Annotated in this window: 1 pseudogene; it reads left to right on the top strand. The window is 41.9% G+C overall.

Annotation, left to right across the window (positions count from 1 at the left end):
• Positions 1-117 (top strand): annotated as a pseudogene (locus tag HC733_RS22875) (IS3 family transposase); the annotation flags it as partial.
• Positions 118-236 lie beyond the last annotated feature (119 nt).

The following is a 236-nucleotide window of genomic DNA, read 5'->3' as shown; positions in this document are numbered from 1 at the left end:
ATTCGTACTGAGCTGGCTAAAAAAAATCGCCTTGTTAATCGCAAGCGAATTGTCAGGATCATGCGGGAGATGGGCATCGGCGCGATTTATCCCAAGCCAAAAACAACACTAGCAAATAGTGAGCTTACGGCAAGTTAGCGTAACTCACCATCAAAAATATGCTTGAGTCCAGAATTTAGTCTATGCGTTGTGATTTATAGTTCCAAGGCAAGTAAAGTTCTGGGTTTAATCGCAAT

It is taken from the genome of Pseudoalteromonas sp. S16_S37 (genome assembly GCF_014694405.1).
Classification (GTDB): domain Bacteria; phylum Pseudomonadota; class Gammaproteobacteria; order Enterobacterales; family Alteromonadaceae; genus Pseudoalteromonas.
The sequence above is the reverse complement of the archived record's forward strand: the minus strand, read 5'-3'. Positions and strand labels throughout refer to the sequence as shown.